Origin of the sequence: Sphingomonas sp. Sph1(2015) (assembly GCF_001970915.1) — a bacterium.
Lineage (GTDB): Bacteria > Pseudomonadota > Alphaproteobacteria > Sphingomonadales > Sphingomonadaceae > Sphingomonas > Sphingomonas parapaucimobilis.
This window is the reverse complement of record NZ_MQUI01000011.1, coordinates 70,904-96,340: the sequence shown is the minus strand read 5'-3', so window position 1 is coordinate 96,340 and position 25,437 is coordinate 70,904. Positions and strand designations below refer to the sequence as shown.

Annotated in this window: 27 protein-coding genes; 10 read left to right on the top strand and 17 right to left on the bottom strand. The window is 66.0% G+C overall.

Annotated features, from left to right (window positions below; all coding sequences use genetic code 11):
• Positions 1 to 260: 260 nt before the first annotated feature.
• Entirely contained in the window at positions 261 to 1,289 is a 1,029-nt protein-coding gene (alr, locus tag BSZ14_RS06985) for an alanine racemase (protein ID WP_198930467.1), read from the top strand.
• 50 nt (positions 1,290 to 1,339) lie between these two features.
• Here alr and BSZ14_RS06980 read toward each other — a convergent pair whose 3' ends face one another.
• The 3 genes from BSZ14_RS06980 to BSZ14_RS06970 all read right to left on the bottom strand — a co-directional run bounded on the left by BSZ14_RS06980 (position 1,340) and on the right by BSZ14_RS06970 (position 6,971).
• Positions 1,340 to 4,519: a TonB-dependent receptor domain-containing protein gene (locus BSZ14_RS06980; protein WP_076710369.1), complete on the bottom strand. Its 3,180-nt coding sequence runs from the start codon at positions 4,517 to 4,519 to the stop codon at positions 1,340 to 1,342.
• 210 nt (positions 4,520 to 4,729) lie between these two features.
• The gene (locus BSZ14_RS06975) at positions 4,730 to 5,902 is read right to left on the bottom strand and encodes an acetyl-CoA C-acetyltransferase (RefSeq protein ID WP_076710357.1); all 1,173 of its coding nucleotides are present in this window, start codon (positions 5,900 to 5,902) and stop codon (positions 4,730 to 4,732) included.
• A gap of 22 nt (positions 5,903 to 5,924) precedes the next feature.
• Entirely contained in the window at positions 5,925 to 6,971 is a 1,047-nt protein-coding gene (locus BSZ14_RS06970) for an alpha/beta fold hydrolase (protein WP_076710356.1), read from the bottom strand.
• Positions 6,972 to 7,010: 39 nt separating this feature from the next.
• Between BSZ14_RS06970 and phaR the strand changes: the two genes are divergently transcribed.
• From phaR to hslU, 3 genes are all read left to right on the top strand, one after another.
• Positions 7,011 to 7,568 (top strand): polyhydroxyalkanoate synthesis repressor PhaR, encoded by a 558-nt coding sequence (gene phaR / locus BSZ14_RS06965; RefSeq protein ID WP_076710355.1) that lies wholly within the window; start codon positions 7,011 to 7,013, stop codon positions 7,566 to 7,568.
• Between the two features lie 393 nt (positions 7,569 to 7,961).
• Positions 7,962 to 8,504: an ATP-dependent protease subunit HslV gene (gene hslV, locus BSZ14_RS06960; RefSeq protein ID WP_042483950.1), complete on the top strand. Its 543-nt coding sequence runs from the start codon at positions 7,962 to 7,964 to the stop codon at positions 8,502 to 8,504.
• 12 nt (positions 8,505 to 8,516) lie between these two features.
• Complete coding sequence (gene hslU, locus BSZ14_RS06955) at positions 8,517 to 9,812, top strand: ATP-dependent protease ATPase subunit HslU (RefSeq protein ID WP_042483875.1); 1,296 nt, start codon at positions 8,517 to 8,519, stop codon at positions 9,810 to 9,812.
• A gap of 168 nt (positions 9,813 to 9,980) precedes the next feature.
• On the opposite strand, the gene BSZ14_RS06950 is transcribed toward hslU, so the two are convergent.
• The 10 genes from BSZ14_RS06950 to BSZ14_RS06905 all read right to left on the bottom strand — a co-directional run bounded on the left by BSZ14_RS06950 (position 9,981) and on the right by BSZ14_RS06905 (position 16,196).
• A complete protein-coding gene (locus BSZ14_RS06950) occupies positions 9,981 to 10,349 on the bottom strand; it encodes a hypothetical protein (protein WP_076710354.1) in 369 nt (122 codons plus the stop codon).
• On the bottom strand, positions 10,349 to 10,777 hold the full coding sequence (locus BSZ14_RS06945; RefSeq protein WP_052811384.1) for a hypothetical protein: 429 nt from the start codon (positions 10,775 to 10,777) through the stop codon (positions 10,349 to 10,351). The genes BSZ14_RS06950 and BSZ14_RS06945 overlap by 1 nt, the downstream gene beginning before the upstream one ends.
• Before the next feature lie 34 nt (positions 10,778 to 10,811).
• Positions 10,812 to 11,528, bottom strand: a complete 717-nt coding sequence (gene gloB, locus BSZ14_RS06940; RefSeq protein WP_083748147.1) for a hydroxyacylglutathione hydrolase — start codon at positions 11,526 to 11,528, stop codon at positions 10,812 to 10,814.
• 10 nt (positions 11,529 to 11,538) lie between these two features.
• The gene (locus BSZ14_RS06935; RefSeq protein ID WP_042483882.1) at positions 11,539 to 11,955 is read right to left on the bottom strand and encodes a VOC family protein; all 417 of its coding nucleotides are present in this window, start codon (positions 11,953 to 11,955) and stop codon (positions 11,539 to 11,541) included.
• Positions 11,956 to 12,045: 90 nt separating this feature from the next.
• Positions 12,046 to 12,810, bottom strand: coding sequence for a tetratricopeptide repeat protein (locus BSZ14_RS06930; RefSeq protein ID WP_076710353.1), 765 nt, complete (start codon positions 12,808 to 12,810; stop codon positions 12,046 to 12,048).
• Positions 12,807 to 13,529: an alpha/beta hydrolase gene (locus BSZ14_RS06925; protein WP_076710352.1), complete on the bottom strand. Its 723-nt coding sequence runs from the start codon at positions 13,527 to 13,529 to the stop codon at positions 12,807 to 12,809. Before BSZ14_RS06925 ends, BSZ14_RS06930 begins: the two co-directional genes overlap by 4 nt.
• A 289-nt stretch (positions 13,530 to 13,818) precedes the next feature.
• Positions 13,819 to 14,073: a DUF6356 family protein gene (locus BSZ14_RS06920; RefSeq protein WP_042483892.1), complete on the bottom strand. Its 255-nt coding sequence runs from the start codon at positions 14,071 to 14,073 to the stop codon at positions 13,819 to 13,821.
• A 59-nt stretch (positions 14,074 to 14,132) separates the two neighbouring features.
• Positions 14,133 to 14,333, bottom strand: a complete 201-nt coding sequence (locus tag BSZ14_RS06915; protein WP_042483956.1) for a helix-turn-helix transcriptional regulator — start codon at positions 14,331 to 14,333, stop codon at positions 14,133 to 14,135.
• Positions 14,330 to 14,722: a hypothetical protein gene (locus BSZ14_RS06910; RefSeq protein WP_241823674.1), complete on the bottom strand. Its 393-nt coding sequence runs from the start codon at positions 14,720 to 14,722 to the stop codon at positions 14,330 to 14,332. The genes BSZ14_RS06915 and BSZ14_RS06910 overlap by 4 nt, the downstream gene beginning before the upstream one ends.
• 82 nt (positions 14,723 to 14,804) lie before the next feature.
• Positions 14,805 to 16,196 carry a UDP-N-acetylmuramate--L-alanine ligase gene (locus BSZ14_RS06905; RefSeq protein WP_042483899.1) on the bottom strand — a complete coding sequence of 464 codons (1,392 nt, stop codon included), beginning with the start codon at positions 16,194 to 16,196 and terminating at the stop codon, positions 14,805 to 14,807.
• Between the two features lie 74 nt (positions 16,197 to 16,270).
• Between BSZ14_RS06905 and BSZ14_RS06900 the strand changes: the two genes are divergently transcribed.
• The 5 genes from BSZ14_RS06900 (at position 16,271) to infC (ending at position 21,499) form a co-directional block, all read left to right on the top strand.
• Positions 16,271 to 17,086 carry an LD-carboxypeptidase gene (locus tag BSZ14_RS06900; protein WP_076710351.1) on the top strand — a complete coding sequence of 272 codons (816 nt, stop codon included), beginning with the start codon at positions 16,271 to 16,273 and terminating at the stop codon, positions 17,084 to 17,086.
• A gap of 13 nt (positions 17,087 to 17,099) precedes the next feature.
• The gene (locus BSZ14_RS06895; protein WP_076710350.1) at positions 17,100 to 17,864 is read left to right on the top strand and encodes an SIMPL domain-containing protein; all 765 of its coding nucleotides are present in this window, start codon (positions 17,100 to 17,102) and stop codon (positions 17,862 to 17,864) included.
• Positions 17,865 to 18,003: 139 nt separating this feature from the next.
• The gene (locus tag BSZ14_RS06890; RefSeq protein WP_076710368.1) at positions 18,004 to 18,753 is read left to right on the top strand and encodes an EAL domain-containing protein; all 750 of its coding nucleotides are present in this window, start codon (positions 18,004 to 18,006) and stop codon (positions 18,751 to 18,753) included.
• A gap of 94 nt (positions 18,754 to 18,847) precedes the next feature.
• Positions 18,848 to 20,851, top strand: a complete 2,004-nt coding sequence (gene thrS / locus BSZ14_RS06885) for a threonine--tRNA ligase (RefSeq protein ID WP_076710349.1) — start codon at positions 18,848 to 18,850, stop codon at positions 20,849 to 20,851.
• A 114-nt stretch (positions 20,852 to 20,965) separates the two neighbouring features.
• A complete protein-coding gene (infC, locus tag BSZ14_RS06880; RefSeq protein ID WP_037569087.1) occupies positions 20,966 to 21,499 on the top strand; it encodes a translation initiation factor IF-3 in 534 nt (177 codons plus the stop codon).
• Between the two features lie 347 nt (positions 21,500 to 21,846).
• Here infC and BSZ14_RS06875 read toward each other — a convergent pair whose 3' ends face one another.
• Positions 21,847 to 22,317 carry an Lrp/AsnC family transcriptional regulator gene (locus tag BSZ14_RS06875; RefSeq protein WP_042483909.1) on the bottom strand — a complete coding sequence of 157 codons (471 nt, stop codon included), beginning with the start codon at positions 22,315 to 22,317 and terminating at the stop codon, positions 21,847 to 21,849.
• Positions 22,318 to 22,445: 128 nt separating this feature from the next.
• Between BSZ14_RS06875 and BSZ14_RS06870 the strand changes: the two genes are divergently transcribed.
• Positions 22,446 to 23,513: a Glu/Leu/Phe/Val family dehydrogenase gene (locus tag BSZ14_RS06870; protein WP_076710348.1), complete on the top strand. Its 1,068-nt coding sequence runs from the start codon at positions 22,446 to 22,448 to the stop codon at positions 23,511 to 23,513.
• Positions 23,514 to 23,902: 389 nt separating this feature from the next.
• Here the strand turns inward: BSZ14_RS06870 and BSZ14_RS06865 are convergent, their stop codons facing one another.
• From BSZ14_RS06865 to BSZ14_RS06855, 3 genes are read right to left on the bottom strand one after another with little or no spacing between them, the layout of a single operon-like run.
• Positions 23,903 to 24,379, bottom strand: coding sequence for a hypothetical protein (locus BSZ14_RS06865; protein ID WP_076710347.1), 477 nt, complete (start codon positions 24,377 to 24,379; stop codon positions 23,903 to 23,905).
• Between the two features lie 23 nt (positions 24,380 to 24,402).
• Positions 24,403 to 24,945 carry a demethoxyubiquinone hydroxylase family protein gene (locus tag BSZ14_RS06860; RefSeq protein ID WP_042483919.1) on the bottom strand — a complete coding sequence of 181 codons (543 nt, stop codon included), beginning with the start codon at positions 24,943 to 24,945 and terminating at the stop codon, positions 24,403 to 24,405.
• Positions 24,942 to 25,436: a disulfide bond formation protein B gene (locus tag BSZ14_RS06855; protein WP_076710346.1), complete on the bottom strand. Its 495-nt coding sequence runs from the start codon at positions 25,434 to 25,436 to the stop codon at positions 24,942 to 24,944. Before BSZ14_RS06855 ends, BSZ14_RS06860 begins: the two co-directional genes overlap by 4 nt.
• Position 25,437 lies beyond the last annotated feature (1 nt).

Genomic DNA, 25,437 nt, shown 5'->3' with positions numbered 1-25,437 from the left:
CAGATATCTAGCGATCCGCTCCCATTGCTCATCTGTCAGCGTGCGTCTGCTCATCAACCGGCTCCTTCGCCAGCCTTGAATCAGAACCCACGGAAAAACGGAATCCTCTAAATGCAGACGCCGCCTAAGGGGATCCCTTCGCCAATGGCGTGCGGAGAAGGCGGAAGGTGGCCTTCGACTTCGCTCAGGCTGAACGGAGGGCGGTTTACGTCCATCTCGCCTTTTCCCCCTGACCAATGCGGCCTAAAGCCCGCAGGGTGATGGAAATACCCGCTCCCCTCCGCCTGCGTGTCGACCGCGATGCGCTTGTTTCCAACTGGCAGGCGCTGGACCGGTTGAGCGGGGCGGCGGCGTGCGGCGCGGCGGTCAAGGCGAACGGCTATGGCCTGGGCGCGAGGCTGGTCGCCGAAACGCTGGCCAAGGCCGGGTGTCGTGATTTCTTCGTCGCCAACTGGGCCGAGGCGCAAGGCTTGGCCCCGCTGGGCCTTACGCTGTCGGTCCTGCATGGCCTGCGCGCCGAGGACCTGCCCGCCGCCAGGGCCGGCTTCGCCCGCCCGGTGCTCAGCACCCCCCAACAGATCGCGCGCTGGCGCGACAGCGGCGGCGGCGTGTGTGACGTGATGGTCGATACCGGCATGAATCGGCTGGGCGTGTCGGTGCAGGCGGTGCGGGATGGCCTGCTCGAGGGCCTGACGATCGAGACGCTTATCAGCCATCTCGCCTGCGCCGATGAGGATGTGCCGATGAACGGGCATCAGCGCGAGGCCTTTGCCAGCCTGAGGGGGCGCACCGGCGCGCGGCGGATGAGCCTCGCCAATTCGGCCGGGATCGGGCTGGGCGCGGAGTATCATTTCGACCTGACCCGGCCGGGACTGGCACTGTACGGTGGCCTGCCGCGCCCCGACATGGCGGGGCATCTCCGCCAGGTCGCGTGGCCCGAAGCGCAGATCCTCCAGCGCCGCCTTGTGCCTGCGGGCGAGACAGTCGGCTACAACGCCACCTGGACCGCGCCCGCCAATACCGAGGTCGCGATCCTGAACCTGGGCTATGCCGACGGCTATCGCCGCGCGCTCTCCGGGCTGGGGGCGGCGGTGGCGGATGGCGAGAGCCTGCCGGTCCTCGGCCGCGTATCGATGGACCTGCTGGCGGTCGACGTGACCACGCGGCCCGATCTGGCCGAGGGCGACTGGCTGGCCATGGATTACGACCTGGCCACCGCCTCCGCCGCATCGGGCGTATCGCAATATGAGCTGCTGACCGGCCTGGCCCAGCGCTTCGCGCGGGCATAAAAAAGGGGCCTTCCCGAAGGAAGGCCCCGATCAACTTCGATCCGCTGGGATCAGAAGTTGGCCTTGAACCCGGCATAGAAGAACCGGCCGATATTGTCGTACGGATCGCCCGACGCCGTACCGATCAGATCGTAGGGCGGCTTGAAGTCGGTCAGGTTGTCGACACCGACATAGAAGCGGAACCGATCGGTCGCGTTGAAGCCGACCTGGACCGAGTGGTAGAACGCCTCCGGATAGTAGACCATCGGGAAGGCATCCGGATTACGCGCCGGACGGCCGTCATAGCTGTTCTGCGTCTCATACTCGGCCGCGATCGTCGACTTGCCTTCGTAACGCAGGCGATATTGAAGATCGAAGGTTTCGAAGTTCAGGTTGCCGACGAACTGGCCGCGCCATGCCGCATAGCCCAGCTCGCTCTTGTACCGATCGCGGAAATTCGCATCGGCCACGTCGGTATAGGCGTTATTCTGCGCTACATAGCTGGCCAGAAGACGCAGGCTGAGGGTGCCAGTATCGCTGATCTTGGTGCGATAGGACATGTCGAAGTCGATGCCCGACGCTTCGAACTTTGCAAAGTTGAAGCCCTGCGAGAAGAAACCAGGACCCGTGACCGGGAAGGTCACCGTGCTACCGCCATGGATCACGCCCTGCTGTCCGGCAAAGGTGCCGTTCGGGTTGCGGAAGACCGCAGCGCAATACTGGTTGTTGATACCGCTGGGATTGTCATAGCACTGATTAACCAGCGTTTGGGCCGACAACGAGAAGATCGCGTCCTTGATCGTGATGTTGTAGTAATCGACCGTGAACGAGAAGCCGCGGATCGCCTGCGGCTGGAACACCGCGCCGATCGTGAAGCTGTTGCTCTTCTCGGCATTCAGGTCCGGATTGCCGCGATTGAAGCCCGACACGCCCGAGGTCTGGACGTTGGTGAACGGCTCGGTCGTGCCATTGAACGTCTGGGTCGTGGGCACACCCGCCGCCGCGCAATTGCGCGCCCGATTCGGATTGTTGTTGATGTTGTTAAGGCTGCACGGATCCGACAAACCGTTGGCGAAGGTCTGCGAATTGGCATTGTACAGTTCGATGAGCGATGGCGCACGGACCGAGCGGGCATAGCCGCCACGGATCGTGATATCACGGATCGGTGCCCAGATCGCATTCACATTATAGGTCCAGGGCGTGCCAGCCCGGCCAATATTGTAATGCGATACGCGCGCCGCGCCGGTGAGGGTCAGTTCATGGAAGAACGGACGATCGGCCAGCAACGGTACGCTGAGTTCGCCGAATGCTTCCTTGATGTCATAGGCCGGCGGCGCGAAGGTCGGGATGGCGTTCAGGAACGTCGCCCCGCTGGCGGTCAGATCGTCATACTTCGAGAAGGCCGTCTCGCGACGATATTCGCCGCCCAGCGAGAAGGTGACGTCGCCGCCCGGCAGGCGGAACAGCTTGCCGTTGACGAAGCCGAGCAGGTCGAACTGCTCCGCCTTCTGCTTGCGCGTCGAGGTGACGGTGAAATAGTTCAGTGCAGCCGGATCGATCTGACGGCGGCCGAAGATGTTCACCGGAACGCAGGCCGGGTCATCATTTGCGGTCGAGGCATCGGCGTTGATGCCGCAGACGATCTGACCGGCGGCATTGCGTACGGCATTGATCGAGTTGGCATACTTCTGACGAACATAGTTGCCGTTCGTCTGGTAGAAGGTGTCCAGGCGGCCGTAATTGGCCGAAACCTCATAATGCCAACCCTCGGCGAAATCGCCCTCGACACCAGCGACGATACGGAACGTCTCGCGCTTGTGAACTTCGCCGCGCCCGCCAAAGTCCACATTGAAGCGCTGCGCCGTGAATGTCGTCGCGTTCGGGGCAAGAACGGACTGGAGTTGCGCCCGCGCCTGGCTGGTCAGGAACGGATTATTGATGCTGAAGGTGTTGTTTTCAAAGGTCGGCTGACCTTCCTGCAGCGAATTGATGCGGACATACTTCGCTTCGACGAACGGCTTGAAGGCGTCCGAAACGTCGAAATGGGCCAGGATGTTGCCCGAGTAACGCTCCATCCGCGGTTGCAACATGCCGTTCAAACGAAGCGTCGAACCCTGGCCGCCGATGCAATTGGCCGTCGCCGGACGCAGATCGGTAATGCAGTTGTTCGGCGTCAGCGTACCATCGGGATTGAATACAAAGGTGCGACCATATTGCGACAGCGCATTGGGGCTGCCGACATTGGCGATGCCCGTGCAGGCCGCGGAGCGACGCGCAGTGAACGCGGCGGGGGATTCGCCTGGCGCTGCCGCAACCGGGCAGGAGGCGCCGAACAGGCCGCCTTCGGAGATGGAATTGCTGCGATAATTGGTGACGAAAGTCGTGTCCGGAATACCGTCACCCGTTGACGGCTCGCTTCCCGTGCGGATGACGCCGCCATTGGGGTTCAACTGCGGACCCGTATTCTGCGTGGCGGCGAACCAGCGACGTCCTGAGAACGCACCCGTGATGTCGTCGCGGTCGGTAAAATAGACCACGTCCGAGAACGAATATTCGGCCGACGCGGCGATGTTGCCGCGACCTTCGGCGAAATTCTTACCGGCCGTCAGCGCGCCAAAGTAGGAGCCGCGCGTACCGTACTTGGAAATACCGCTCTGGCCGGTGGCGCGAATACCCTCGAAGTCGCGCTTCAGGACGAAGTTGACGACGCCCGCCATGGCGTCCGAGCCGTACACGGCCGAGCTGCCCCCGGTCACGACGTCGACACGCTCCAGCAGGTCGGTCGGGATGGTGTTCGTGTCGATCACGAAGCTGCCCGGCTGTGCGGTCACGTGACGGCGGCCGTTGACCACGACCAGCGTACGGCTGGTGCCCAGACCGCGAAGGTCGAGCAGGTTCAGGCCCGAGGTGCCGATGAAGCGGGTCGAGTTCGCCTGGCTGTAGGTCGTACGCAGCGCCGGCAGCTGGTTGAGCGAGTCACCCAGGTTCAGGTTGCCGGTCGAGGTCAGCAGTTCGGCGGTGACCGACGTGACGGGGGTCGGCGAGTCCAGGTTGGGACGGGCCAGACGTGAACCGGTGACGATGACGTCGCCCGCAGCCTGTTCGCTACGCTCGGCAACGTTGGGATCGGTCGCGGCATCCTCTTGCGGCTGCGTCGCGGTGGTGCCCGAGGCGGCGGTCTGCGCGAACGCGGCGACCGGCATCAGGACCAGAGTGCTGGCCAGCGCAGAGGCTCCCAGCAGGGTACGCATATTCATTCTTTACCCCCATTATGACGGATCGTTCATGTCCGTTCATCGCAGGGAAAGAAATTTCCGCTCGGAAAACAAGCGCCGTTGCAACGCTTTCTAAAAATTGCGTCACCATAGTTGCAGGGATGTGACAGCTTCGACACATCCCTGCAATCTAACCGTTAACCGCGAAATTTTCGAAAAGTGGCGTGTTTATCGCTCAACACACGTTTAGCGTTCGAGGCACATGGCGATGCCCATGCCGCCGCCGATGCACAAAGTCGCCAGGCCCTTCTTCGCGTCACGCTTCTGCATTTCATAGATCAGGGTCGTCAGCACGCGCGCGCCGCTGGCGCCGATCGGGTGGCCCAGTGCGATCGCGCCGCCATTGACGTTGACCTTCTCCGGATCGAGGCCCAGTTCCTTGCCGACCGACAGGGCCTGCGCCGCGAACGCTTCATTCGCTTCGATCAGGTCGAGGTCGCCGATGGTCCAGCCCGCCTTTTCCAGTGCGCGCTTGGTGGCGGGAACGGGGCCGATGCCCATCACCGACGGGTCGACACCGGCCGAGGCCCAGCTCTTGATCGTGGCGAGGATCGGCGTACCCCGCTTCTCGGCCTCCTCACGGCTCATCAGGACGATGGCGGCGGCGCCGTCGTTAAGGCCCGAGGCATTGGCGGCCGTGACCGTGCCGTCCTTCTTGAAGGCGGGGCGGACGCCCGACACGCTCTCGATCGTGGCACCGGCGCGGATATATTCGTCGTCGGCGACGACCGTCTCGCCCTTGCGGCCCTTGATGGTGACGGGCGCGATCTCGTCCTTGAAGCGGCCCTCGCCACGCGCCTTCTCCGCCAGGTTCTGCGAGCGGACGGCGAACCGGTCCTGCTCGTCGCGGGTCACCTGATACTGCTCGGCCAGGTTCTCGGCGGTGATGCCCATGTGATAGCCTGCAAAGGCGTCGGTCAGGCCGTCATGCACCATGGTGTCGACCATGGTCAGCGGACCCATCTTGGTGCCGCCGCGCATCGTCTGGGCATGGGGCGAGAGCGACATCGACTCCTGGCCGCCCGCCACCACGATGGTCGCATCGCCATTGGCGATCGCCTGCATCCCCAGCGCGACGGCGCGCAGGCCCGAGCCGCAGACCTGGTTGACGCCGTAAGCGGGGACTTCCTTGGGGATGCCCGCGGCCATCGACGCCTGGCGGGCCGGGTTCTGGCCCTGCGCGGCGGTCAGCACCTGGCCGAGGATCACTTCGGACACGTCTTCGCCCTTGATGCCCGCCTGTTCCAGCGCGGCGGTGATCGCCACCCGGCCGAGTTCATGCGCGGGCGTGGCGGCAAAGGCACCCAGGAAACTGCCCACGGGGGTACGCTTGGCGGCGGTAATGACGATCTCGGTCATGAAGGCTCCTCTTATGCAGGATCTATCTAGGTGTTGGGAGGGCGGTGATCCAGTCGGCGAGCGGCTGCCAGAGCTGTTGCTCCGCACGGCCGCCGACGACCATGCCGACATGGCCCGTACCCGCCGCTCGCCGGTCGGACAGGCCGATGGCGGTGGCGGCGGGAACGATCCGGTCGGCGGTGGCGATGAATTCGACGCTAGGGGCGTCGCATTGCGATGGTGTGACGGTCGCCCCGGCGACGCGCCATCGGCCCTGACCGGGGCGATCCTGGGCGATCAGTTCCTCGAACAATTCGCGGCCGAAGGCGTGGGGCAGGGGGGCGCCCTGGTTGGCCCAGTCCTCCAGCCGGATGAAGCGGCGTGCGGCCGCGCTGCGTGGATCGAGTTCCGCGAAGGCCGCATATTTGGCGATGGTCCGGCCTGGATCGAGCCGCCAGAAGCCCGCCTGCAACGCCTCCATGGGGACGAGGCCCAAAGCTTCGGAGGTCGGCTTGATCGCGGCCCATTGCGCCGCCATCGCGGCACGGGCTTCGTCGCCATAGCCGGTGAAGTGCCAGGGTGCGGCGATCGCGGCCAGCCCGGCGACCTTGCTGCGCGCCGCCGCGGCCATGGCGAGCGTGCCGCCCAGGCAATAGCCGACCAGCACCGGCGGCTGCGGGAACGTCGCGATCAGCGGCAGGAGGAAGCGTTCGACATGGCCGGCGACGTCGATGTCGCGGTCCTTCACGCCCGGCGTCCCCCAGTCGACGAGCCAGGGATGGAAACCCCGTCCGCGCAACCAGCGGATCAGCGAGCGGTCGCGCGCCATGTCGAGGATGGAGGGCGGGTTGATCAGCGAGGGGATGAACAGCACCGGCCGTCCTTCGCCTCCGGCGTCGCGCAATTTCACCCGGCCGCGCCGTCGCCGGACGGGCAGGGCGCGCATCGGTCGCTCGCGTCTGGCCTCCTGGAAACGGCGCAGTCCCGCCAGCGCGGCCTGTACCAGCTCGGGATTTTCCGCGGCCTCGCTGCGCAACATCGCCAGGAACAGCGGCAACGGGCGCGGACCATGTTGCGATGCGAAATCCATGACGTTAGGTTACACCAAAATCATAGAAGGCGGGGGTCCATGAAGAAGCAGGCGGCGGACGGCATCGTGATCGTCAAGAAATACGCGAACCGGCGGCTCTACAACACCGAAACCTCCTCCTACATCACGCTCGACCATCTGGCGGGCATGATCCGCGCGGGCCGGGATTTCAAAGTCGTCGACGCCAAGACCGACGAGGACATTACCCATAATGTCCTGACCCAGATCATCATGGAAGAGGAAAGCCGGGGCGAGACGATGCTGCCGGTCAATTTCCTGCGCCAGCTGATCTCGATGTACGGCGATTCGATGCAGGCGGTGGTGCCCGGCTATCTGGAGGCGTCGATGGACAGTTTTCGCCGCAACCAGGAGCAGTTCAAGTCGGCGGTCGAGGGCGCGTTCGCGAACACGCCGTTCGCCGACATGGCCAAGCGCAACCTGGCGATGTTCGAGGCCGCGACGCAGGGGTTCAACCCGGGCGCGGTGGCACCTGCGCCGGCTCCGACCGCTCCCGCCGCCAGCAAGGACGCCGAAATGGCCGCGCTGAAGGCCGAACTCGCGGCGTTGAAGGACAAGATCGAGAAGCTGGGCGAGTAATTCCCGTCTTCCGTTCAGCCTGAGTCCTTCGACTGGCTGGCAAGCCAGCCGCTCGGGATAAACTTCGGCGCATCGCGCCGAAGTCGAAGGCCATGCTGAGACGGTGACCGCAGGGCGCTCAATCCTCCCCGGCACGGGGAGGTGGCAGGGCGTCAGCCCTGACGGAGGGCGGCTTCCGCACAGGACATTCCTCGCGGAACGCCCCCTCCACCACCGCTTTGCGGCGGTCCCTCTCCCCGCGAGCGGGGAGGGCCGTTGCCCAGCCGCTCCGTTCGGGCGTGGCCTTCGACTTCGCTCAGGCTGAACGGAGGTTGTGGGCGGACCTTCATCCTTCCATTGAACCCGCAGCCCCCCACCTCCATATCGCCGCGCATGAGCGGGAATGAACACGCCATGCCCACCTGGCATGGCACGACGATTTGCTCGGTGCGCCGTGGCGGCCGGGTGGTGGTGGCCGGGGACGGTCAGGTTTCGATGGGCCAGACGGTCATGAAGCCCAACGCACGCAAGGTCCGGCGGCTGGGCGACGGCTCGGTCATCGGCGGCTTTGCGGGCGCGACGGCGGATGCCTTCACCCTGTTTGAGCGGCTGGAGGCCAAGCTGGAGCGGCACAACGGCCAGCTGCTGCGCGCGGCGGTCGAGCTGGCCAAGGACTGGCGGACCGACAAGTTCCTGCGCAACCTGGAGGCGATGATGATCGTCGCCGACAAGGATGTGACGCTGATCCTGACCGGCAACGGCGACGTGCTGGAGCCCGAGAACGGCATCTGCGCGATCGGGTCGGGCGGCAATTACGCGCTCGCGGCGGCGCGGGCGCTCGTCGACTATGAACAGGATGCCGAGACGATCGCGCGCAAGGCGATGGCGATCGCCGCCGATGTCTGTGTCTACACCAATGACCGCGTCACGCTCGAAGCCATCGACGGCGCGCTGTAAGTCAGGACTTCCATGAACGACCAGCTGACCCCCAAGGCGATCGTCGCCGCGCTCGACGCGCACATCATCGGCCAGGCCGACGCCAAGCGCGCCGTCGCCGTCGCGATGCGCAACCGCTGGCGTCGCCAGCGGCTGGGCGCGGACCTGCGCGACGAGGTGACGCCCAAGAACATCCTGATGATCGGCCCCACCGGCTGCGGCAAGACCGAGATCAGCCGCCGCTTGGCCAAGCTGGCCGACGCCCCCTTCGTCAAGGTCGAGGCGACGAAATTCACCGAGGTCGGCTATGTCGGCCGCGACGTCGAGCAGATCGCGCGTGATCTGGTCGAAGAGGCGATCCGGCTGGAAAAGGAACGCCGCCGCGTCGCGGTGAAGGACAAGGCGGAAGAGGCGGCGATGAACCGCCTGCTCGACGCTTTGGTCGGCAAGGATTCGAGCCAGGCGACGCGCGAGGCCTTCCGCCAGCGCTTCCGCGACGGCCATCTCGACCAGACCGAGATCGAGATCGAGCTGGAACAGGCCCAGGCCGCGCCGTTCGAGATTCCCGGTGCGGCACCGCAGATGATCAACCTGTCCGAGATGATGGGCAAGGCGTTTGGCGGCCAGCCGCTCAAGCGTCGCAAGCTGACCGTCTCGGCCGCCTGGACCAAGCTGGTCGAGGAAGAGGCCGACAAGCGGCTCGATCAGGATGAGGTCAGCCGCGCCGCGCTCGCCGATGCCGAGGCGAACGGGATCGTCTTCCTCGATGAGATCGACAAGATCGCGGTGTCGGACGTGCGTGGTGGTTCGGTCAGCCGGGAAGGCGTGCAGCGCGACCTGCTGCCGCTGATCGAGGGGACGACGGTCGCCACCAAATACGGCCCGATGAAGACGGACCATATCCTGTTCATCGCGTCCGGCGCCTTCCACGTCGCCAAGCCGTCCGACCTGCTGCCCGAGCTTCAGGGACGCCTGCCGATCCGGGTCGAGCTGAAGGCGCTGACCGAGGGGGATTTCGTCGCGATCCTCTCGGATACCAAGGCGTCGCTGCCCGCGCAGTACAAGGCGCTGATCGGCACCGAGGGGGTCGAGATTTCGTTCACCGAGGACGGCATCGCCGCGATCGCGCGGATCGCCGCGGAAGTGAACGGCCAGGTCGAGAATATCGGTGCGCGGCGGCTCCAGACGGTGATGGAGAAGCTGTTGGAGGAGATCAGCTTCGAGGCGGAGGACCGTCAGGGTTCGACGCTGACCGTCGATGCGGCTTATGTCGACAAGCAACTGTCGGCGGTGGCGCGGAATACGGATTTGAGTCGGTTCGTTCTGTGATCGGGGTGGGGGCTCGGTGAGACACCGTAGCCCTCCCCCATCCCCTCCCGCAGGCGGAAGGGGCGTGCCCGGATCGAAACGCAGGAATAGATTCACAACATTTGGTCTTGCCGCTCCCCTCCCGCAAGCGGGAGGGGATGGGGGAGGGCAGGCCCCAAACGAAAACGCCTATTTCTTTACTCGATCATACGGCACGAACCCGTCGAAGAAACACCATTGCGACGGGATCGACAAACCCGGCTGCACGACGCGGAACCGATCGTTGCGACAGACCTGGGAGCCCCAGCGCTCGATCATCAGCGTGTTGAACGGCTGAATCCCGGCGCACTGGCCACGCACCTTGGCGCGCCAGATGCGGCGCCCCGCATTGATGACGATCACGTCCTTGTCGGCGATCACCGGCCCCGACATGGTCGTACTGGTGTCGACGCACTGCGCCGGTGGACCCGCGACGCGTCCGGCAAAGGGGTCGGACTTGGCCGCCGACAGGGTCAGGGTCAGGCCCAGCGCGGGGGCGATGGTAGCCTTGCCGCGCATCAGCCTTGCTTCCGATAGGGGATGAACTCGCCGAAGCTGCAACTGCCGGTGAAGAAGCCGGAGGTGCGGTCGACGGTCTGCGCGATGTCGCCCGAACACAGCTGGCCCGTGGTGGTGCGGGTCACGAAGATGTTGTTGCCCGAGCCGCCGACATCGCTGCACCCGCCCGCCGTCCGGCTGACATATTTCAGGCGCGGCGACACGGTATAGACCAGCGTCGGGCCATAGGAGCGGACCTGCTGGGTCCGATACTGGCTGATGCACTGGGTCGGCGCGCCGGGGGTCAGGCCGCGCAAGGCCTTGTCCAGGTCGGCGCGCTCGGTCTGGGCGCGCTGCTCGACCTGCGCCTTTTGCGCCGGGGTCAGCGTACAGCCTCCCACCGTGGCGATGGGGATCAGAACAGATAACAACGTCACGATACGCATCATTCCGTCTCCGTCAAAATGCCCCTGTAGCAATGGCTCAACCCTTGAACGCGTCCTTGGCTGCACGGCGTTCCGCCAGTTCCTCGGCATCGACCGAGCGGAGGAAGGGGTTGGTCGCCCGCTCCAGCGCGATGGTCGTCGGGATGGTCGGCTCGCCCTGTTCACGCATCGCGATGACATCGGCCAGCCGCTCGGCGATCGCTTCGTTCTCCGGCTCGGCGGCGGCGGCGAAGCGGGCGTTGGACAGGGTATATTCGTGCCCGCAATAGACGCGCGTGTCGCCGGGCAGCCCCGCGAAACGGCGCATATTGGCGTGCATCTGCGCCGCCGTCCCCTCGAACAACCGGCCGCATCCCATGGCGAACAGCGTGTCGCCGGTGAAGATCGTCGCGCGTTCCGCGAGGTGAAAGGCGATATGGCCCGCCGTATGGCCGGGCACCGACCAGATCGTCGCCACCGCATCGCCGACCGCGATCGTGTCTCCCTCGGCCAGCAGCGTGTCGAGCCCGTCGATCTTCCCCGCCTCCGCCGCCGGACCGGCGACACTGGCCCCTTGCGCCTTCAGCGCGGCGGCGCCGCCGACATGATCGGGATGCCAATGGGTCAGCCAGACCTGATCGATCGTCCAGCCGCGCGCGGCGGCGGCGGCCGCGACCGGCGCGGCCTCGCCCGGGTCGAGCGCGACGGTCCGGCCCGCATCATGGATCAGCCAGGCATAATTGTCGGAGAGGACGGGGACTCGGACGATTTCCATGGAAAGCCTCTTACCAGCTTCCGACATTGGGCATCGAGGCCCAGGGTTCGGCGGCAGGCAGCGCCCCGTCCTGCAACAGTTCGATCGAGATGCCGTCGGGCGTCTTGACGAAGGCCATATGCCCGTCGCGCGGGGGGCGGTTGATGGTGATGCCAGCGTCCATCAGCCGCTGACACGTCTCGTAGATATCATCGACGCGATAGGCGAGATGTCCGAAATTGCGCCCGCCGGTATAGATTTCAGGGTCCCAATTGTGGGTCAGTTCGACCTCGGCGCGGCCTTCATCGCCGGGGGCGGCGAGGAAGATCAGCGAGAAGCGGCCGCGTTCATTGTCCACCCGCCGGACCTCCTTGAGGCCCAGCAGTTCGAAGAAGCGGATGCTGGCGTCCAGGTCGCTGACGCGGATCATGGTGTGGAGATAACGCATCGGTTTTTCTGCCTGTTCAACGGGGCCGCTTGTACGGGACAGTCATGGTATCCCGGACCGGAAAGCAAGACCTTTACGTACGATAAGGGATTAGCGGGACGGGAATTGCGAGAGGGCCTTGGCGGTTTCGGCGCGGATCGGACTGTCCGGCGGGGAGAGGCGGGCGGCCTCGCTCCACGCCTTGCGCGCGCCCGCTTCGTCGCCCGCCACGGCCGCGATGTTGCCCGCCTCCAGCTGGACGCTGGCATCGTCGGCGGAGCGGGCCAGCGCCTGGGCGATGTCCTTTTGCGCACGCGGCAGGTCCTTCATCCGCCGCGCCAGCGTCGCCGACAGCAGCCAGGCGAGCGGATCGGCGGGCGCGTTGGTCAGCGCGGCGTCGAGGTCGACCCGCGCCGCGGCCATCTGCCCACCCGCCACCGAGGCGCGCGCCCGGTCGAGCTGCGCCTCGCCCAGCGCAAAGCCGCTCAACTCGCCCGCCGCCAGCGCGGCATCCAGCGCGGCGCGGGCATGGGTGGCGTCCCCGGCGGCCAGAAAGGCATTGCCCGCCTGTGCCCAGTAATTGGCGGCGCGCACGTCATGCGCGGTCTCGGCGGCGCGGGCGGCCTGTTCGAAGGCGCTGGCGGCGGCGCTCCAGCTCCGCTCGGTCGCAAAGGCCAGGCCCAGGCATTGCTGCGCAAAATAGTCGCCGCCCGCCAGCCGCCATTTGCCCGCCTCGACCTTGGCGGCGGCGGGATCGCGATCGGCCAGCGACACGCAGCGCTGATACCGAGCCTCGCGCGGGTCGGTGGGCAGGGGCGGCGTCCTGGCGGGGGCGGACTGGACGGCGGCGGCGAGCGCCAGGGAGAGCAGGATCATAGGCGGTGCAACACGTCCTCGACGGCCCGGATCAGCAGCGCGATGTCGGGTTCGCGCGACAGCCGGTGGTCCCCGTCCTTGATCAAGACAGTCTGCACATCGGCTGAACGGAACAGCTGCGCCAGATGGGTGGTCCGCTGCCAGGGCACATCGGGGTCGGCCATGCCCTGCAGCAGCCGTACCGGCCCTTCGAACGCGATGGGACCGAAGGTCAACCGGCTGGCCTCGCCCGACGACCAGAAGCGGCGCGTATAGACGGTGGGGGCGGGGCCGTACGGGTTGGGTCGCTCCAGCCGCCCGGCCTGGAGGATCGTCATCTTTTCCTCCTCGGAAAAGCCCCAGTCGGTGAAGTCGGGCGCGGGCGCGATGCCGACCAGCGCCTTGACCCGATCCGGCCGCGCGGCGGCGGCAAGCAGCATCAGCCAGCCGCCCATCGACGACCCGACCAGCACCGCCGGTCCCTTCACCACATCGTCGAGCATCGCGAACACATCGTCGCGCCAGTCGGCCAGCGACTGATCCTCGAACGCGCCCGGCGACTCGCCGCAGCCGCCATAGTCGAAGCGCAGGAATGCCCGGCCGTTCGCCTTGGCCCATGCCTCCAGCGCAAGGGCCTTCGACCCCTGCATGTCCGAGGCATAGCCGGGCAGGAAGACGATCGCGGGGCCGCTCCCCGGCGTCCAGTGATGGGCGAGCTTGGGGCGAGGAGTGTCGGTCATGACCGGGATTTAGGGTGCGAGGGAGGGAATGGAAACCCGGTGGCGCAATCTCCCGCGCTCCCATTCCACCCTCCGTTCAGCCTGAGCGTAGTCGAAGGCCACGCTAAGGCATCTCCAAGCAACCCCGTGGAGAGGTCATCCCTTGGCCTTCGACTTCGCTCAGGCTGAACGGAGGGTAGGGCACGCTGGGCGGGGCCAAAACAGACCGGCTTCATCCCATTCCTCCCCTTGCAGGGGAGGTGGCAGGGCGCAGCCCTGACGGAGGGGGCCGCTCGCGATAGGCGCCCCCTCAGATCACATATTCCACGCTCTTCATCTGCGTCTGCGCGGCCTGCTTCTTGCGCCGCTTGGCCACCATCTCGGCATGGAGCCGCGCCACGGTGTCGCTGCCCTTCGTGGTGCATAGCCCGGGCACCACCGCATGGACGATCGCGCCCAGCCCGCCCAGGATCATGATCCCCCCGAACCGCGCCGCGACGCCGAAATGCTCGACATAGCTTTCGCCAACGCTTTCGGGATGCTCGGTAAACAGGCGACGGAACATGGTCAGCGCTCTCCTATGGCCGTTCGTCGATCCTATCACGGCGATGGGAATTGACCAAATCAGGCTTTGGACGGGCTGACGAAAATGTCCTCGATCGCGCAACCGAACAGCTCGGCGATCCTGAAGGCGAGGGGGAGCGAGGGATCATAGCGTCCGGTCTCGATCGCGTTGACGCTCTGGCGGCTGACCTCCAACTGCTGGGCCAGGTCCTGCTGGCTCCAGCCGCGCTCGGCGCGCAGGGTGCGGAGGTGGTTGTTCACGCTCTCGCCCGCCAATATTCCCGTATGGCGTTGGCCATCACGCAGAACCCCAATCCACTGAACCAGAGGGTCGCGGCCCAATAGCCCTGCATATGGGCAACCAATCCAAAGCCTTCCAGAAATCCCCATGCGGTGGTGAACGACAAGGTGATGCCGGTGGCGATCAGGGAATGCCGTACGAACTGCATGCGAATATATTCGTCGCGCATCTCCACCATCAGTCGCCCGATGACGACGAACACCCCCATGATCGGCAGCGCGGGGAGGATGGCGACGAGATAGGCCAGCGCCCCGGTCGGCGGCGCATGGCGAAACCACATATTCGCGCCGATCAGCGCAACGCCGTACAGCGTCATCGTCACGAACAGGCGGCGGGTATAGCGCTTCATTTCCGGCGGCATGGGCATGGCAGACCTCCCTCAGATGTGAAGGAGGCTTTACATGGAAAGCTCGCTTTACGTCAAGCGTCCTTTACGTGGCTGCGAGCTGCGCCACCATGTCCTGCGCCAACAGGCTGAGCGTGTCGTCACGTGCGCCCATCACCACGATCCGGTCGCCCGCTCGCGCCTCGGCCACCAGCATCGCCGTCGCCTCGGCACGGTCGGCGATGTGGCGGGCGTCGACGCCGCGCGTACGCAGGTCGGCGACGATGTCGGCGCTGGTCACCTCGCGCGTGACGGTGCCGCCAAAATAGGCCGGGTCGGGCAGGACCAGCACGTCGTCCGGCTTCATCCGCGTGGCGATGCTGTCGACCAGCTCGGTCCGCATGACCTTCAGCGGGCCATAGCCGTGCGGCTGGAACAGGATCAGCAAGCGGCCGGGAAAGGCATGGAGCGTGTCGAGCGTCGCGGCGATCTTGTCGGGGTTGTGGCCGAAATCATCGATGACGGTCACGCCGTTCGCCTCGCCGACCTTTTCGAAGCGGCGCTTCAGGCCGGTGAACCGCTCGATCGCGCGGATCGCATCGATCAGGGGTACGCCCGCCGCGACGCTCGCCCCGATCGCGGCCAGCGCGTTGGAGACATTGTGGCGGCCCGGCACCGACAGCCGGACATGATAGCCCGCACCCCCGGTGATCAGGTCGAACGAAATCGCAAACGGCTCGGGCTTCAGCGCCTCGGCCACCAGATCGCCCGCGCCCTCGACCGCGAAGGTGGTAAGGTCGGGGATGTCGGCCAGCAGCGCCGCCGTCTCGGCATCGCCCGCATTGGCGACGACATGGCGCGCCCGGGCCGCGAAGCCGCCGAACAGGTCGCGCAATTCCTCCAGCGACTTGTGGTCGAGGCTGACATTGTTCAGCACCGCGATCGCCGGGTTGTAGAGCGCGATCGAGCCGTCACTTTCGTCCACCTCGCTGACGAACGCCGCGCCGTGGCCGACCAGCGCGCTGGCAAAGGGGCTGTCGGGCGAGACGAAGTCCTTCATCACCGCGCCGTTCATCGCGGTCGGGTCGCGGCCGGTTTCGTGCAGGATGAAGGCGATCATGCCGGTGACGGTCGACTTGCCGCTGGTGCCTGCGACGCCGATGGGGAGCTGGCTGTCGTTGAACAGGCTGGCGAGCATCTGGGCGCGGGTCGCACGGGCGCAGCCCCGCCGGTTGGCGGCGATAATGTCGGGCACCGTCTCCTCGACCGCCGCCGAGGCGATGACGAGTTGGTCGGCGGACACCACGCCAGACCCGTCCTGCGGATAGAGCGCGATCCCGGCGGCGCGCAGCGCGTCGAACTTGGCCGCAACGCGCCCCTGGTCTAGCCCCCGGTCGGAGCCCGCCACCGTCTGCCCGCGCGCACGCAGGATCATGGCCAGCGGCATCATCCCCGATCCGCCGATGCCCACCAGAAAACAGGAATTGCCGTTGGTCATGGGGCCACGCTATCGGCGAGTTGGCGGCACAGGGCAATGCCCGGCCGGACGGGCCGCCAAGGGGACACGCCAGAATGAAGATCGGAATCCTCGCCCCCGCCAGCATCGGCAACCCCGCCGCCGAAGCCCCGGTCAGCGCCTTCGCCGCGATCGCGTACCCGGACGTCGACCTGATCTTCCACCCGCAATGCTATGAGCAGGACGGGCATTTCGCCGGGTCCGACGAACGCCGCGCCTCGGCCTTTCTGGAATTCGCCAACGATCCCGGCATCGACGCCATCTGGTTCCTGCGCGGCGGCTATGGGTCGAACCGCATATTGTCGCGCGTTATGCCGAACCTGAACGCGGCGGCGGGGCACAAGACCTATATCGGCTATTCCGACCTCGGCTTCGTACTGGCCGCGCTCTATGCCCGGCGGATCGGACGGCCGGTACATGGACCGATGGCCAGCGATATCCGCCGCCAGCATGGTGACGCGACGGTGGCGCGCTCGCTCGGCTGGCTGACGAGCGGCGACCGGCAGGGGCTGGAGCCGGGCCTCGATGGCCGTCCGGCGGCGGCGTTCAACCTGTCGATCCTGTCCGCGCTGATCGGCACGCCCTGGCTGCCCGACCTGACCGACCATGTGCTGATCGTCGAGGAAGTGTCCGAGCATCTCTATGCGGTCGACCGAATGCTCTTCACCATGGCCAATGCCACCCAGCTGAAGGGCGTGGCGGGCGTCCGCCTGGGCGCGGTCAGCAACATCCAGCCCAACGAGCCCGAATGGGGCGAGACGCTGGAATATATGATTCAGCGCTGGTGCGCCGAGATGGGCGTGCCCTATCTCGGGCGGGCGCGCATCGGGCATACCCAGGACAATCATCTGGTGCCGTTCGGGATCGCGTGAGGGGAGAAAGACGATGAAAACATGGACGCTTGGCCTGTGCGTCGCACTGACCGCAACGGCCGCGGCGGCGCAGACAAACCCGCCCTCGCAAATTCTCGTTTCCGCCACCGGCACCGCACAGGCGCCGCCAGATCGGGCGACCATCAGCTATGTCGTGCGCGGCGAGGGGGCAACGTCCGACGAGGCGACCGCCAAGCTGCGCGATCAGGCCAGGGCCATTCGGATCGGCGCGGAGCAGGTGGTGCGCGGTGCGATGGACCTGCAAACCTCGGATTTCAGGATCGAGCCGGTACGGTCGCGCGAGTGTAACAGCGGCTATGGACAGGTCCAGCTGTCGACGGGGGCCTGTGCCATCCAGGGCTATGTGGCGACCATGCCGGTGCGTATCGATACGTCGCGCATCGCCGATGCGGGAACGCTGGTCGGCGTGATCGGCCGCCTCGGAGGACTGCAGCCCCAGCTCCAGAATTACTGGCTGAGCAATTCGGAACCCGTGCGGCAGAAGGCGATGCGCGCCGCGCTCGCCGGCGCCAGGGCACAGGCACAGCTGATTGCCGAGGGATCGGGGCAGAAGCTGGGGCCGCTGTTGCGGGTGCAGGACAGCAATTACCGCGAGATCGCCATCGAGATGCCCGAGGGCGCATCGGTCAGGGCATCCTCCGCACCACCCGCACCGCCACCTCCACCACCGCCGCCGCCACCAATTCGTATCGACCTGTCACCTCCGCCCATCGACATGAAGGTCACGTTGATGGCCGCCTATGCCATCGATCAATAAGGTTGACGCTTCGGTTCAGAACCTTGCGGCGGCGGTGGGGTCGGACCACCGCCGCCTTTTTTTCGGGCAGGTGCCTTGTTTTGAAAAATTTTTGTGAAGCAAGGTGTTAACCAATTCCGCCTAGCCGTGGGGCATGGAAATGCGCAAGATCTGCACCGGATGCCGCGACGGTATCGATTTCGACATCCCGTTCACGATGGCATTCCAGCCGATCGTCGACACCATGACCGGCCGCCCCTTCGCCTATGAGGCCCTGATCCGGGGACCCGAGGGGGAGGGTGCGTATAGCGTGCTGTCGCAGGTGACCGAGGCGAACCGTTATTCCTTCGACCAGGCGTGCCGGGTGAAGGCGATCGAGACCGCGATGGCGGCCGGGATCATGGCCGGCGACGCACGCCTGTCGATCAACTTCCTGCCCAACGCCGTCTATTCGCCGATGGCCTGTATCCAGCTGACCCTGCGCACCGCCCAGGCGCAGGGACTGCCGGTCGACCGGCTGATCTTCGAGTTCACCGAGAATGAGCAGATGGGATCGCCCGAACATGTCGCGAGCATCATCGACTCCTACAAGCAGATCGGCTTTTCGGTCGCGATCGACGATTTCGGGGCGGGCCATTCGGGGCTCGGTCGTCTGGTCCGATTCCGGCCCGACGAGGTGAAGCTGGACATGGAACTGGTCCGCGACATCGACACCGATCCCCGCCGCCGCGCCATCGTGCGCGCCATGGTCGGCCTGTGCGCCGAACTCGACACGCTGGTGATCGCCGAGGGGATCGAAACGGCGGCCGAGGCGGCGGCGCTCAACGAACTGGGCGTGCGCTATCACCAGGGTTACTGGTATGCGCGACCCGAAATGGGGGTTCTGCCAGCAGTACAGGGCCACGCCTGAGCCACCCCATATACCTGACGGGGATTCTTCCCTATAGAGCCCCTCGCGCCGGGTTCCGCTGGCGCATCACCAGCCCTTATCGAAGAGAGTATCCATGTCCGCGATGTTCCGTATCACGCTGCCCGACGGTTCCGTCCGTGAGGTCGCGCCCGGAACTACCCCCGCGGACATCGCCGCCGCGATCGGTCCGGGCCTGGCCAAGGCGGCGATCGCCGCGCGCGTCGATGGCGAGTTGCGCGACATCATGCGCCCGTTCGAGGGCGACTCTGCGCTGGCGCTGGTGACGGCGAAGGACGAGGCCGACGCGCTCGAACTCGCCCGCCACGACTATGCGCATGTCCTGGCCGAGGCGGTGCAGGCGCTGTTCCCGGGCACGCAGATCACCTTCGGCCCCGCCACCGATGACGGCTTCTATTACGACTTCGCGCCGAAGGATCGCCCCTTCACCGAGGAAGACCTGCCCGCGATCGAAGCCGAGATGCGCAAGATCATCGCCAAGGACGAGCCGCTGATCCGCGAGGTCTGGACCCGCGAACAGCTGATCGAACGCTGGACCCAGCAGGGCGAGAGCTTCAAGGCGCAGTGGGCCGCCGAACTGCCCGATGACGAGGAACTGACCGTCTATCGTGCGGGCAAGGGCGAGGATGCCTGGCTCGACATGTGCCGGGGGCCGCATCTCGCCTCGACCGGCAAGCTTGATCCCAATGCCTTCAAGCTGACCCGCGTGTCGGGTGCCTATTGGCGCGGCGACCAGAAGAACGCGATGCTCAGCCGCATCTACGGCACCGGCTGGCTGAACAAGAAGCAGCTGGCCGAGCATCTGACCCGGCTGGAGGAAGCCGCCAAGCGCGACCATCGCAAGCTGGGCAACGAGATGGACCTGTTCCACCTCCAGCAGGAGGCGCACGGCTCGGTCTTCTGGCACCCCAAGGGCTATCGCATCTGGCGCGAGCTGGAGGCCTATATGCGCCGCGCGATCGACGCGGGCGGCTATCGCGAGGTCAAGACCCCGCAGGTGATGGACGCGCGCCAGTGGGAGCAGTCGGGCCATTGGGGCAAGTATCGCGAAAACATGTTCGTGATCCCCGACGAGGTGCCCAATGTCGAGGACGAAGGCCCGCTGGTGTCGGACGATGCGCAGTGGATGGCGCTGAAGCCGATGAACTGTCCGGCGCACGTCCTGATCTTCCGCCAGGGGATTAAGTCCTATCGCGACCTGCCGCTGCGCTTCTATGAAAATGGCTGCTGCCACCGCAACGAGCCGCACGGCGCGCTGCATGGCCTGATGCGCGTGCGCCAATTCACGCAGGACGACGCGCATATCTTCTGCCGCGAGGACCAGATCGTCGAGGAGGTTCGCGCCTTCTGCGAACTGGCGGACCGGATCTACAAGGATTTCGGCTTCACCTATTCGATCAAGCTGGCGCTGCGCCCCGAAAAGCGTTTCGGCACCGAAGAGATGTGGGACATGGCCGAAACCGAGCTGCGCGACGCGGTCGTGCGCGCGGGGCTGGCCACCGAAGCCTATGGCTGGGAAGAGCTGCCGGGCGAGGGGGCTTTCTATGCGCCCAAGCTGGAGTGGCACCTAACCGACGCGATCGGCCGGACGTGGCAGGTCGGCACCATCCAGTCGGACCGGGTCCTGCCCGAACGACTCGACGCGTCGTACATCGGCGAGGATGGCGAGCGGCATCGCCCGATCATGCTCCACCGCGCGATCTTCGGCTCCTATGAGCGGTTCATCGGCATCCTGATCGAACATTATGCGGGCCGCTTCCCGGTCTGGCTGGCACCCGTGCAGGCGGTGGTCGCGACCATCGTGTCGGACGCGGACGGTTATGCGGAAGAGGCGGCGGCCAAGCTGGCGGCGGCGGGCATCCGGGTCGAAACCGATCTGCGCAACGAGAAGATCAACTACAAGGTGCGCGAACACTCGGTCGCCAAGGTCCCCGTGCTGCTGGTCGTCGGCAAGCGCGAGGCCGAGGAAGGCAAGGTCGCCGTCCGTCGTCTGGGCAGCCAGGCGCAGGAGATCATGACGCTGGACGAGGCCATCGCGATACTGCGCGAGGAGGCGACACCGCCCGATCTGCGCGGCTGAAAAGCGCCGAAGTGACGACAAGGGCGGGACGTTTGTCTCGCCCTTTCAAATTTGTGCCCGATCGCCTATATTGAACGGGTAATTGCCACAGGAGAAATACCCATACGTCCTCCCATGATGCGCCGTCCGATGCAGGCGCCGCCGATGAACGGTCCTCGGTTCAACGAGTGGATTCAAAGCCCCAAGGTTCGCGTGATCGACCATGAGGGCGAGAATCTTGGCGTGATGTACACGCGCGAAGCGATGGCCCAGGCCCAGGAGCTGGGTCTCGACCTGGTCGAGGTCTCGCCCAACGCCGATCCGCCCGTCGCCAAGTTCCTCGATGTCGGCAAGTATAAGTACGAGGCGCAGAAAAAGGCGAACCTCGCCCGCAAGTCGCAGAAGACGCAGGAGATCAAGGAGATCAAGATGCGTCCGAACATCGACGACCATGATTACGACACCAAGATGAAGAAGGTGGTCGAGTTCATCGGCGAGGGCGACAAGGTCAAGGTGACCATGCGCTTCCGCGGCCGCGAGCTGAGTCATGGCCAGCTCGGCATGAACGTGCTCCAGCGCGTCGCCGAGCAGGTGGCCGAGGTCGCCAAGGTCGAAGCCTATCCGCGCATGGAAGGCCGCCAGATGCTGATGGTGCTGGCCCCGAAGTGATGCGCGGCGACTCGGGGGCTCCTCGGGTTGCGCGATGCTTTTGAAACCCCCGGTGGCCCGACGGGCCGCCGGGGGTTTTCGTTTTGGGATGGCCCAAAGGCTTTCGAGTGCCGGGCGGACGGCATCTCGGGATTCAGGACGGGTAATCCCGACCCCGTTCGACTTGTGCTTAGCCGCCCGCACGGGGCGTGCGCTTCGACTTCGCTCAGCGTGAACGGGCAATGGGGTATGGGGAGCACTGCCCCTCGCATCTCCCAACCTCCATCCTCCGTTCAGCCTGAGCGCAGTCGAAGGCCAAGCGAATCCCTATCCGCGAGTGCAGGGCGCGCTGGGAGGCGTGGGGAGACTCACCCCGGAATCGGCAGCGACGTGGTCGACTTGATCTCCGACAGCGCCACCGTCGAATTGATTTCCTGAACCCCCGGCAGTTTGGACAGCTTCTCAAAGAACAGCCGCTCATAGGATTCGATATCCGCCGCCACGATGCGCAGCATGAAGTCGACCGAGCCCATCAACACATGGCACTCCATCACCTCGGGAACCTCCCGGATCGCGGCGGTGAATTCGTCGAGATTGGCGCGGCCATGCGCGTTGAGCTTCACCTGTGCGAAGATCTGCGCCTTCAGTCCGACCTTGGCACGGTCGACCAGCGCGACCCGGCGCTTGATGATCCCGTCGCGCTCCAGCCGGTCGATCCGCCGCCAGCAGGGCGAGGCCGACAGGCCAACGGCCTCGGCAATGGCGGCGGTGGAGAGACTGGCATCCTCTTGCAGCAAGGCAAGGATACGCCGTTCCCAGATATCGAGTTCGTGAGGCATTCTATCCTCTGATTACTATTTATCGGGTCATATTATCCGATAAATCGTCATTCGCCTAACCAATCGGATCAGTTTCGCCTGCCGCGCCGGGCTATTCCGGTGCCAGAGAAAGTTCAGGGATATGACCGATGCTGCACCCAGCCCAAGACCGACAGAGCCTGCCGCCTGAAGAGGTGGTGACGTTTCACGACAAGGACAGCGGGGCGAGCGGCGTCATCGTGCTGCACTCGACCACGCTCGGCCCGGCGGCGGGCGGGTGCCGGTTGTGGCATTATGCCGATGACCGCAGCGCGACGGTCGATGCGCTGCGCCTGGCCGAGGGCATGGCGTTGAAGAATGCGCTGGCCGATCTGCCCTTTGGTGGCGGCAAGGCGGTCATCCGCCTGCCCCGGGGGGCGTTCGACCGCGCCGCGTTGTTCCAGGCCTTTGGGCGTCAGGTCGCCGAATTGAAGGGCCGCTATGTCACCGCCGAGGATGTCGGGACGAGCGTGGCGGATATGGCAGAGGTCGCCACGCGCACCTGCCATGTCGCGGGGCTGCCCGTCTCCGGCCAGAAGCCCGGCGGCGATCCCTCGCCCTGGACGGCGCTGGGGGTGGTTCAGGCCATGCGCGTCGCGGTGCGTCAGCGGCTTGGCGCGGAACTGTCCGATGTGACGGTCGGCGTTCAGGGGCTGGGCCATGTCGGCTATGCGCTGTGCGAACTGCTTCACGAACAAGGGGCCAGGCTGATCGTCGCGGAGCCGCGGAGCGAGGTGGCTGCGCGAGCGGCCGACCGGTTCGGCGCGATGGTCATGACCAGCCGGGCGCTGCTGTCCGCGCGCGTCGACGTGCTGGCCCCCTGTGCCCTGGGCGGGGTGCTGGACGCCGATACGGTCGCCCAGCTGCGCGCGAGCGTGGTCTGCGGGGCGGCCAACAACCAGCTGGCAAGCGAGGACATGGCCGAACGGCTGGCCGCGCGGGATATCCTCTATGCCCCGGACTTCCTGGCGAATGCGGGTGGGATCATCAACGTGGCTGGCGAATATCTGGGCTGGCGCACGGCCGAGGTGCGACGGCGCGTCGTGGCCGTTGGGCGCAAGATGGGGGCGGTGCTGGCGCTGGCCGAACAGAACGGCATCACGCCGGATGAGGCGGCGCGTGCGATGGCGCTCGAGCGGATCGCGCAGGTGCCGCGGGTGCAGGCGGTAGCGGCTTGAGGGGGCGGCGGGGCTCATCCGGCCAACCCGGAAAGACACAGTATAAGCCCCGCCATTTCGTTCTCGCGTGCGCTTCGACTTCGCTCAGCGTGAACGGAGGTTGGGGATAGTGGCCGGGTGTGGGGCAGGTCTGCGCCGACCAATGTCAGCCCTGCTTCCAAACCCCCGTTCAGCCTGAGCGATGTCGAAGGCCAAGGGCTGACCCTCGCCAGGCTGCCACTACGGAGTGTGCACTTCGACAGCGCCCATTATGACGGAGGCCGCGCCTCTCAACGCGCCACCCCGGCGAAGGCCGGGATTTCGTTACAAGACGCTGCCTGCGTGCGCCCGATGGAATCCTCGGCCGTGCGGACATGAGGAGGATGCCCCCAAAAGCCGATACCCGCCTATCACGGGTTGCGTGGTTCCTCATCGCGCTTGCGCTGGGCGTTGACCGCGCGGTTTTCCCGCGCGCGCTGGACGAAGCAGCCGGTCGCACCGCCCGCGCCAACCGCCGAGCAGCTGCCGATGCTGTTCACGCCCGCACCCTCGTTCAGCGTCCCCGTCGCCCGGGCCGCCCAGCTCTCATTCTCGGGCGTGACCTGCAAGTCGCGCAGTTCCTTGGGTACGCGGAACTGTTCCTCCGCGCCGCGCCGGACGCAGACCACGATCTCGTTGCCCTGATTGTCGGTCGGGCAGCGTTCGTTGCCGAACAGGGTCAGCACGCCGTTGACGGGGGCGTTGCGCGACACTTCGCCGGGCACCTCGACCTTTTTGGGCGGAAGCGCGCCGGGGGCGGCGACCTGCTGCGCCAGCGCGGGGGCCGCGCCGACGCCGGCGATCGTCATCATGGCCAACATCTTGGCGGTCCAGGACCGGTTCGTCATCCTCTCTCTCCCGCTCGTGCCGTTCAGAGGCGCTTGGCCGCCGCGATCGCGACCTTGCAGCCCGCCCGGATCAGTCCGTACATCACCGGATAGGCGATCGCCTCTTCCGCGCCCGCGCCGATGGCATGCTCGCGATGTTCCAGTTCCTCGGCCTGGAAATCGGCGATGGCCTCCGACAATTCGGGGTCGCTATCGCCCAGCTGGTCGCGCTGTTCCTGATAATGTTTGTCGATCTCGGTCTCGACCGCCGCGGTGCAGGCCATCGCCGCCTTCGGTCCGATCGCCGCCGTGATCGCCCCCAGCGCGAAGCCTGCCTTGTCCCAGAAAGGCTGGAACAAAGTGGGCCGCACCCGCCGCTCGACGATCATGCGGTCGAAAAAGGCGCGGTGGCGCTCCTCCTGCTCGGCCATGTGATGGATCGCGCGCGCGAAGGGGTGCCGGTCGCCCAGCACCGCCAGCTGACCCGCATAGATACGGGTCGCGCCATATTCTCCGGCCTGGTCCACGCGGACCATCGCCTTCATCGGTTCGCGCCGGTCGCCCGGCATCCAGCGAAGCTGGCTCATCGCGCCTTCCTCATCAACAGCAGGATCGCCGCCGTACCGCCCAGCGAGAAGATCGCGTTGAACCCGGCGAGCGAAATCCCGCCCAGGGTCCATTGCGCCACATCGCAGCGGATGACCGGCGCCTTCAAAATCGCGTTCAGCCGGTCGGCGGCGCTCCCGCCCGTGAAATTCACCGTCGAGGTGCAGGCGGTGAAGCCCTGCCACCAGCCATATTCGACCCCGGCATGGGCGACACCGATCGCCCCCGACACTGCGATCAACAACGCGGCGAGTATGACAAGCGATCCCCGGACACTGCGCTGCGGCACGAAGAAGGCGAGGAGGGCGGGCACCAGCGCGGCATAATGCGGCCAGCGCTGCCAATGGCACATCTCGCACGGGAACAGGCCGCCGATCAGCTGGCTGCCCCAGGCCCCCGCCAGCAGGGCGGCGGGTAGCGCGAAGGCGATGATATTGGCCAGCCGCTCGTTTCGGGTGCGCGGGGTCGTCATC